2 protein-coding genes and 1 tRNA gene are annotated in these 3,178 nt (G+C 51.1%); 1 reads left to right on the forward strand and 2 read right to left on the reverse strand.

Annotated elements, in window-relative coordinates; all coding sequences use genetic code 11:
• Positions 1–264: 264 nt before the first annotated feature.
• Positions 265–340 (reverse strand) — tRNA-Ala (locus ACQY8X_RS20705).
• A 316-nt stretch (positions 341–656) separates the two neighbouring features.
• The gene (gene gltX, locus ACQY8X_RS20710; protein ID WP_428037027.1) at positions 657–2,150 is read right to left on the reverse strand and encodes a glutamate--tRNA ligase; all 1,494 of its coding nucleotides are present in this window, start codon (positions 2,148–2,150) and stop codon (positions 657–659) included.
• A gap of 437 nt (positions 2,151–2,587) precedes the next feature.
• Between gltX and ACQY8X_RS20715 the strand changes: the two genes are divergently transcribed.
• Positions 2,588–3,178 (forward strand): CmpA/NrtA family ABC transporter substrate-binding protein (locus ACQY8X_RS20715; protein ID WP_428037028.1); only part of this gene is annotated, 591 nt, incomplete at its 3' end.

Below are 3,178 nucleotides of genomic sequence, written 5' to 3' on the forward strand. Positions count from 1 at the left end.
GATGGATCACCGTTGATCTTTACTGACCAAAAACGCCAACGTCATCAAGCAGATTTGCAAGCCTTCTGGGGCTCTCTGGCTGCCATCAATAGCGGGGCATTTTAAAGGAGCATTGCTGATTTTCAGGAAGATGCCCCATTAATCCCCCTAACCCGCCCCGGATTAAGGTGATACAAAGCATAAATTTCAGGCACAAAAAAACCAGCAAAGTGCTGGTCTGATGATTTCCTCTCTTTTTGAAGAAAAAAGTGGGGAGGAAGGAATTGGTGGAGCCTAGCGGGATCGAACCGCTGACCTGTTCGCTGCCAGCGAACCGCTCTCCCAGCTGAGCTAAGGCCCCAAAACCAAGTGGCGGCTATATTAATGGCGCCCCCCTTGTCTGTCAAGCAATGAAGTTGACTATTTTTCGGGTCAAATTTTGTTGATTATTAAACAGTTATTTAAGCAGTTCTTTCTGATTCAAGTAGCAATTCTCAGGCTCTGATGAAATCGATAATCTGCGAACGTGTTCTCTGTGTCCTCGGTGTTCTCTGTGGTGCCAATAATTCATAACCACAGAGAACACCGAGAGCACCGAGAAGAGCTCTTTAGGTTTCTATATTAATGAACGCAAAAAGCCCTGCAGTGCAGGGCTTTTCGTGTACAGAGCAACCGGATCAGTTCAGGGTTTCAGCCAGCGCGCTGTACTCTTTTTCCCAGACTTTTGCTTCTTTCTTAGACGGGCCGCCAACCACGCCCTGCGCATGACGTACCCGGGCACGGCTCATGTCCGGGCCGAGGATCTGCATGGAATCCACGACCGAAACACTGGCACTGGTGCCAGCGATAGCAACAAACAGTGGGAACAGGAAGTCGCGGACTTTATAGCCCATCGCATCACCCAGCGCTTTGCACTGGGCAAACAGATGGTCTTTATTCCAGTTCTGCTCAGTGTCCAGCATCCAGGAGGCAAACTGCAGGATACGACGGATATCATCTTTCTGCAGGCTCTTGTGGGCGAAACTCTCTTCGGTGATCGGCAGCATACCCGACAACAGGAAGCCCGCGACAGGTGCGACATCGGAGAACTTCTCCACCCGCTGTTTGATCAGCGGAATAATCTGCATCAGGTATTCCGGATTCAGTGCCCACTGCTGTAACGCCGCAGCAAACTGCTCATCGCTCAGCTCTTCGCGGATCCACAGACCGTTCAGCCAGCTGAGTTTTTCCTGATCGAAGATCGGGCCGCCCAGAGAGACACGGTTGATATCGAAATTTGCGATCATCTCTTCAATCGAGAATTTCTCACGCTCGTCCGGCATCGACCAGCCCATACGCGCCAGATAGTTGATCAGTGCTTCAGCCATATAGCCCATACGCTGATAGTAGATGATGCTGGTCGGGTTCTTACGCTTGGACAGTTTGGACTTGTCCGGGTTACGCAGCAGCGGCATATGACACAACTTAGGCATCTCCCAGCCGAAATAGCTGTAGAGCAACTTATGCTTAGGTGCAGAGTTGATCCACTCTTCACCGCGCAGTACGTGGGTGATCTCCATCAGGTGATCATCGACTACGTTGGCCAGGTGGTAGGTGGGCATACCATCGGATTTCATCAGAATCTGGCAGTCAACCTGCGCCCAGTCTACTTCGATAGATCCACGCAGCATGTCGTCAAACACGCAGACGCCCTCTTCCGGCACCTTCATACGCACAACATAGGGTTCGCCTGCCGCTTCACGCTTCGCCACTTCCTCAGCAGGCAAGGCCAGATCGCTCTCTTTCAGCGCGCTTTGCAGGCCCTGTTCACGACGATCATTACGCAGCTGGTCCAGCTCTTCTGCGGTGCGGTAACATTTAAATGCACTGCCATTATCCAGCAGAATCTGGGTATATTTTGCGTAGATTTCGCCCCGCTCACTCTGCCGGTAAGGGCCATGAGGGCCCGGCTTATCTGGCCCTTCAGCCCACTCCAGCCCCAGCCAGCGCAGTGAGTCGAGAATCATCTGTTCTGATTCTGCGGTGCTGCGGGTCTGATCGGTATCTTCAATACGCAGGATAAATTCGCCGCCGTGCTGACGGGCGAAAGCCATATTGAACAGGGCGATGTAGGCGGTGCCTACGTGCGGATCACCGGTTGGAGACGGTGCGATACGGGTACGTACGGTCATCAGAAAATATGCATCCAGACTGATTAAAAGGAAGTTACAACGGAATTGCTGCGCATTATACCTGCTCGACTGGTATGCGCCTACCGTAATCAGCGTTGTCGGTTATCGTTGAAATCAGCCCGGTAAGCTGTTCTCGGTTTTGTGCCATCAGAGCGCAGCACAGCGAACTACACCCCAAAAACAGCACTGTTAAAGTGCACTGCAGCGATACCGATTAAGATTATTTCAAACCATTAATATTTAACTTACTGTTTAATATAAACTTTATAAAAAATGGCATGTTGTCTGCTTTAACGATGGCAACAAAAATAATTTTTCAGGAATCGGCCGTAGCCGGTTTCACATATGACAACGACGTCTGCTCTTATCGATAGTTATATCGACGGGAGCAGACGTTTTTTTTTGAGATTTTCACGCTAATCCAGGAGCCACACACTATGACTCACACACTGCTTTCTAAAATGATGAAGCGCCGCGCACTGCTGCAAAACGTGGTTAAAACCTTAGGTGCGGTTACGGTCGGCAGCCTGCTGACGCTGAGTTCTGCTCAGGCAACCGTGGGCGAACCGGAAAAAGAGGAGCTTAAGTTCGGCTTTATTAAACTGACCGATATGGCCCCCCTCGCCATCGCCTATGAAAAAGGTTACTTCGAGGATGAAGGCCTGTATGTGCAGCTGGAAGCTCAGGCAAACTGGAAAGTACTGCTGGACCGGGTGATTGATGGTCAGCTGGATGGCGCACACATGCTGGCAGGCCAGCCGCTGGGGGCAACCATCGGTTTCGGTACTCAGGCACATATCATTACCGCGTTCAGTATGGACCTGAACGGCAACGCCATTACCGTTTCCAACGACATCTGGGAACAGATGAAACCCTATGTGGATAAAGATGCCGATGGCAAGCCGGTGCATCCGATCAAAGCGGACGCGCTGAAGCCGGTGGTTGACGCTTATAAAGCCCAGGGCAAACCTTTCAAAATGGGCATGGTGTTTCCGGTATCCACCCACAACTACGAGCTGCGTTACTGG

Source organism: Amphritea sp., assembly GCF_050300915.1.
Classification (GTDB): domain Bacteria; phylum Pseudomonadota; class Gammaproteobacteria; order Pseudomonadales; family Balneatricaceae; genus Amphritea.

Excerpts from the sequence above, each read along its gene's own strand:
- gltX (WP_428037027.1), bottom strand. The coding sequence starts at position 2,150 with ATGACCGTACGTACCCGTATCGCACCGTCTCCAACCGGTGATCCGCAC.